Annotated in this window: 4 protein-coding genes and 1 pseudogene; 2 read left to right on the top strand and 3 right to left on the bottom strand. The window is 54.8% G+C overall.

The annotated features are described in order from the left end of the window. The first annotated feature begins 6 nt into the window (after nucleotides 1-6). A complete protein-coding gene (locus tag QP934_RS11210; protein WP_419127527.1) occupies nucleotides 7-90 on the top strand; it encodes a hypothetical protein in 84 nt (27 codons plus the stop codon). Nucleotides 91-163: 73 nt separating this feature from the next. Here QP934_RS11210 and pbp2m read toward each other — a convergent pair whose 3' ends face one another. The 3 genes from pbp2m to QP934_RS11195 all read right to left on the bottom strand — a co-directional run bounded on the left by pbp2m (nucleotide 164) and on the right by QP934_RS11195 (nucleotide 3,746). Continuing rightward, nucleotides 164-1,945, bottom strand: coding sequence for a penicillin-binding protein PBP2M (pbp2m, locus tag QP934_RS11205; protein WP_204083762.1), 1,782 nt, complete (start codon nucleotides 1,943-1,945; stop codon nucleotides 164-166). 113 nt (nucleotides 1,946-2,058) lie between these two features. Further along, nucleotides 2,059-2,889, bottom strand: a complete 831-nt coding sequence (locus QP934_RS11200) for a serine hydrolase (protein ID WP_070604856.1) — start codon at nucleotides 2,887-2,889, stop codon at nucleotides 2,059-2,061. Next, nucleotides 2,886-3,746, bottom strand: coding sequence for a LysR family transcriptional regulator (locus QP934_RS11195; RefSeq protein ID WP_012360809.1), 861 nt, complete (start codon nucleotides 3,744-3,746; stop codon nucleotides 2,886-2,888). The genes QP934_RS11200 and QP934_RS11195 overlap by 4 nt, the downstream gene beginning before the upstream one ends. Before the next feature lie 114 nt (nucleotides 3,747-3,860). Here QP934_RS11195 and QP934_RS11190 point away from each other — a divergent pair. After that, nucleotides 3,861-5,441: pseudogene (locus QP934_RS11190) on the top strand (helicase-associated domain-containing protein). Nucleotides 5,442-5,572 lie beyond the last annotated feature (131 nt).

The raw sequence follows: 5,572 nt of genomic DNA, 5'->3' as shown, positions 1-5,572 counted from the left end.
GAATACATCAACTTTTACAACACCAGCCGGATCAAAGTCAGCCTAGGCGGCGTAAGCATCGAAGAGCACCGCATGCTTCAACTAGCATGAAACTGAAACTGTCCAACAAAGTGTCCGCATCCCCTTTCTTTACTTAACCCGTGCTAGAGGTTATGACGCAAGTTTATTGAATTCCAGAGAATTTCTGAACATCCGGCGAGCGAAGGAAACGCCCGGCCATTTCCACAGCTGGCTGAGAAGAATCTCCTTCGATTACAAGGGACGCAATCGCCAATTCCCCTGTCGTTCCAGCGAACCAGCCATTGGAAAGCTTGCCATCAATTTCTGCTGTACCAGTCTTTCCGCCAAGTGCACTAAGATCACTCAACGACCTAGCTGAACCGTGGTCAATTGTTGATTTCATCATCGTCCGGAGGCTTTGAATAGTTGTATCGCTGACATGCTGGTCTGCCTGTTTATTCACTACTGTCTGTTCGCCTTGAATGAGCTGTGGAGGAACAAGCAAGCCGCCGTTAGCGACAGTCGATTGCATGAGCGCAATCCCAAATGGACTAGCTAGAACCTCGCCCTGTCCAATAGAAGCCTCCACACGAGGAGGTCCAGCCGGTGTCCGCGGCACCGAACCAGTAAGTGTGGTCATCCCTGGTACGTCGAAGTCGGAGCCAATTCCGAGTTCTAAAGCAGTCCGTTGCAGATCATCTTCTCCCAAACGATCCGAAATGACCGCTTGGGTTGTGTTACATGATTGGGCGAAAGCTTCTTCCAGTCGAACGCTACCTAGATCGAAGTCATGATCGTTGGGAATCTTGCGTCCAGCGACGGTGATATTGCTAGGACAAGGTAGTTCCTCATCCATGCTGACTGCCCCTGCCTCTAGTGCCGCCGCTGTGGTCACAGTTTTGAACGTCGATCCCGGTGGGAATAGCCCGGTGAGTGCGATTGGCCCTTGGTTATTTGCCTTGTCATTTTGTGCAACGGCAAGGACACCTCCTGTTCTAGGATTGAGCACGACTAGAACTGCGGCACGTTGCTCACTGTCCACTGCTTGTTTTGCTGCGCTTTGCAGTGTGATATCCAGAGTGGTTGCGATTGGCTGAACTCGGCGAGGCGGCTCAGAGGCTACCGTCGTCATACCTTGTGAACTCTCAGCGCGTATCGACCATCCTGAATTAGCATCGAGCACTGACTCCCAATATTTGTTCAATTCAGCATCCAGCGGAGAGTTAAGAGTTTTGGACACGCTTAAGAGACGCCCCTGCTCCACAGTGGAAATTCCCTCAAAGGTCCTAAGTTGCTCTTGTATCTTCCGGAATTCTTCCTGCCTCAAAGTGAGGAGCACGGTGTCTTCATCCTGAGACTCTCCCAAGGTCTGCTCGATCCACTCCTTAGTCGTTGTGGGAGACACTGGTGCAAAAATCTGGGCCAATTCCTGCGCTCTAGAGGCTATATCTTTGCGACCTCGTACCTGAATAACTTTCGTCCAGGTCATATATTCATTGCCCAAGCGATCTTTAATTGGAAGATCGTACTGTTTATCTTCAGCAAAAAAGAGTGCGGAATCATCGCTCAACTGAGCTTCGAAGATCGAAGGCAACCATTGAGGCTTACCATCCTGTCCACTAAGGACGAGCCGACCATTGCTCTCCAACTCCACACCATCTTTGGACCAAGTCACATGAGTATTCTGCTTTCCATTGGAAATATCAGATGTTTCGATGTTGACCTTCACACCATGAAGTGACTGCCGAAATTCATGAAGGGCGCGCTCCGGGTCTGGATGATCCAGATACCGTGCAGCCTTGCTGTCATCTCCCGCGTTGAAAGCTTTGAGAAATACGTCTGAGTCTGATTCCCACGGTAGAGCTGAACAGCTGCTCAACATCACTGCGGAGAGCGAACAGAGTGCAATCACCGACTGACGGAAACGATTGTGCTTAGTCATCATGGGAGTGACGTTAAGTGAGACGCATTGGATGCCACCAATATCACATAGTGCAATTGTCTCATTTCATTCACATATAGGCGATGGTAGAAGTGTGTATTCAAGTGGCAGAAATTCTAACGAAGAGCGTCCACGAGCAGTCTAGCCACTTCGCCAATAGCACCATCGTGAGTACTCATTGCTTGTTCTGGCACCACCTGTTTCAGCATGATGGACACCACAATGGGCTCCTCGCCCTCAACCTGGATAATCGAAGCTTCACCATGGAGAAGTCCTACAGTGCCCGTTTTTCCATAGATATCAACGCCGCTTGGAGGAAAGCCTGAAGGAACACGGTGACGCCACACCTGCAACCCCAAGAGTTCACACATAGATCGACGTACCGCTGCACTATCGTCTTTCCAAACCTGTTCCAAGTCATTAGTTATTTCCGCCAACGAAGAGACTGCAGAAAACGCTATATCTGTACTACTCCCCCCTTGGGATTGAACATATTGACGCAATTGTTTCTCCGCCGTCACTAAGCTATTCCGATCTTGCAAGTCATAATGAGGTGGAAACCGTTTAAGAAATGCTTCTCGAGCCCACGCAGGCAGTAGACGCAAAATCTCGTGGGCGGCCACGTTATCTGACACCGATGCGACTTGTTTCATTAAGTCTCGGAGACTCACGTTCACTGCGTCATCAAAGGCAGCGAACCCATACCCTTCGTAAGTTCCTTTGGACGGTGCAACGTCAACACGAAGACGAGGATCCAGATCACCTCGTTGAATCGCTTCCAAAGTGAGGTGGAGGAGCCGGATTTTATATAAGGATGCCACCGGAATTTTCTCGTCTTGTTTGCGTCCGATAGTCACCCCATCGTGCAGTCGCGATGCACACCACCATCCCTCACACCCCGACCGCGTCAACACGTTTTCCAGGGCCATCTCCATCCGTGCAGTCATTGGTTAATCCTTCGACAAATTCTTTCGGCGACCGCCATGGCCTCGGCGCCATTGTCCATCCCACCTCGGCGAACCACTACATCCACGGAAAAATCGAAACGGGAAGGAAGCTCAATAGCATTGTCAAACTGGTGAAAACCGCGAAATACCAAAGACATCCCCTCCCCTCTTCCAATCAATAAGCCCCTACCTAGAGCATCCTCTGAATCATTAATTTCGCAAGACACACCCGACCGAAATAGCTCTCTCGCCAAACCACTGGCTGCACTTGAATTGTCATTCAGGTTCTCCACCAGCAGATTCAATTGAGACAAGGTCTTATCCAACCTTGAATACCCCGGCGGCACCACTAGATCACGTGACAGAGAAAACTGCCTCGCACTGCGGTGAGTACCCAAGGGAACCGGAGCTTGAACAAGCCCCGCATGAATAGCGCCTTCTTCAACACGGGCAAGAATCTCAACAGAAGGCAGTGACGACAAAACTACTCCATCATGCTGCTGTGCCTTTGCTGCAATACGCGATCCTATCTCGCTTGGAAGCGCACTACTGATGGCCAAACGAAACCCGCTTTGCGCACCACTTCGGATACCGTCAATCATCGAATGCATAGTCTGAAGATCGCGATTAATCACCCGGGCATATGGAAGCAAGGTCAACCCTGCCTCGGTTAGTTTCACTTCCCCCGCCCCTCGGATAAATAGCGGTGTACCTACACCAGCTTCTAAGCGCTTAATGGCATTGGAGACAGGCGGCTGACTCACTCCCAGTCGCGCTGCCGCCGCTGTAAAACTACCGGTCTCCGCTAAAGCCACGAAATACTGCCATTGGCGCAGATTTCCCGTCTGAGCAATCATGGGTCTCAGCATAGTGGAGCACGAGTTCGCACCACTGCAGCGTAAAATGATGTCTTTGGCTTGAGCAACACCGTCGCGGTGGCGTCGATAAACAAAAAGGAAGTGACACACAGCGTGGGCATTGGAAACGGACCGCTCATTGTGCAGTCGGATAAGACCGTGCTGCTGGAAATCGACCACGAACAGGCGCAGGAGGCGCGCACCGCGCTGGCACCGTTCGCGTAGCTGGAGCGCGCGCCGGAGCACGTGCACACCTACCGCATCACCCCGCTGGCGCTGTGGAACGCCCGCGCGGCAGGGCACGACGCGGAGCAGATCATGGACGTGCTGGAAACCTACTCGCGGTTCCCCGCCCCGCAGCCGCTGCTCATCGACATTGCCGACACGATGGATCGCTACGGGCGGCTGAAGCTCATCAAGCACCCAGCGCACGGGCTCGTGCTAGAGACGACGGACAGGGCTGTGCTGACGGAGATCCGGCGTCACAAAAAGATCAAGCCCATGTTGGGCGCAGAGATCGACGAGGACTCGATCGTTGTGCACCCTTCCGAGCGCGGCAGGCTCAAGCAGGAACTGCTGAAGGTCGGCTGGCCCGCAGAGGACCTGGCGGGATACGTCGACGGCGAGGCACACCCCATCGAGCTGTCGCAGGAACACGAAGAATGGCAGCTGCGCGACTACCAGGAGATGGCGGCCGATAGCTTCTGGGAAGGCGGCTCGGGCGTGGTAGTGCTGCCATGTGGTGCGGGCAAGACGATGGTCGGCGCGGCCTCGATGGCCAAGGCAAAGGCCACCACCCTGATCCTGGTGACGAACACCGTCGCGGGCAGGCAGTGGAAGGACGAGCTAGTGCGCCGCACCTCCCTGACGGAGGATGAAATCGGCGAATACTCCGGAGAGAAGAAGGAGATCCGCCCCGTGACCATCGCCACCTACCAAGTGGTCACGCGCAAGTCGAAGGGCGAATACCGGGCGCTGGAGCTGTTCGACTCCCGCGACTGGGGCTTAATCATTTACGACGAGGTTCACCTGCTGCCTGCCCCGGTGTTCCGCATGACCTCCGACCTGCAGTCTCGCCGCCGTCTGGGGCTCACCGCCACCCTGGTGCGCGAGGACGGCCGCGAAGGCGACGTATTCAGCCTGATCGGGCCGAAGCGCTATGACGCCCCATGGAAGGACATCGAGGCCTTCCTGGATCGCATGTCCCCCGGCGGTCTCTCGTCCGTTCCCCAGTCCCTGCGGTATTTGATTGACGACGCCACCAGGGCATTCCAGCAGGGCTCCGCCACCGAACCCCACTCGGCTCGTGTCCCGTCTCGCGTGGATACTCCCCAGCGCAACATCATGGACATCACTGGGGACTCCACCGAGATCGCCTCGGAGATCGACGGCGCCGTGGAGGGTTTTCGCCGCGCCCACGACCAGGCCATCGCCGTGGACCCGGCGGACGGCACGAAGGCCTCGGACACCCGGACCTTCCGCTCGCCGCGGGAGATCATGTCCGAGCTGCGCCGCGCCTATACCGCGGGCACACAGGTGCGCCTGCACTACGTGGACTATGCGGGTGCCACCAGCCATGACTGGATCTCCATCGTGATGATGACCCCCTCCACCATCTCCGCGGTGCTCGAATCCACCGGGGAGAGCCTCACGATCCAACCCCACCGCATCGCTGCGGTGGACGTGCCGTGCTAGAGGGTGAAGTGTCCCAGGTTTTGTTCCGTTTGAGTAGATGGGAAAATCTGGAATATGCCAAGAAAATTTGACCAGGATGCGAAGGATCGTGTGGTCCGTCTTGTAGAGGACCGCATCTTGGCGGAAAATAT

It is taken from the genome of Corynebacterium sp. MSK122 (assembly GCF_030229435.2).
Lineage (GTDB): Bacteria > Actinomycetota > Actinomycetes > Mycobacteriales > Mycobacteriaceae > Corynebacterium > Corynebacterium marquesiae.
This window is presented reverse-complemented; position numbering and strand designations above follow the sequence as displayed.

Bases quoted from the DNA above. Each gene is read 5' to 3' on its own strand.
- pbp2m (WP_204083762.1), bottom strand. From the start codon at position 1,945: ATGATGACTAAGCACAATCGTTTCCGTCAGTCGGTGATTGCACTCTGT.
- QP934_RS11200 (WP_070604856.1), bottom strand. From the start codon at position 2,889: ATGACTGCACGGATGGAGATGGCCCTGGAAAACGTGTTGACGCGGTCG.
- QP934_RS11195 (WP_012360809.1), bottom strand. From the start codon at position 3,746: ATGATTGCTCAGACGGGAAATCTGCGCCAATGGCAGTATTTCGTGGCT.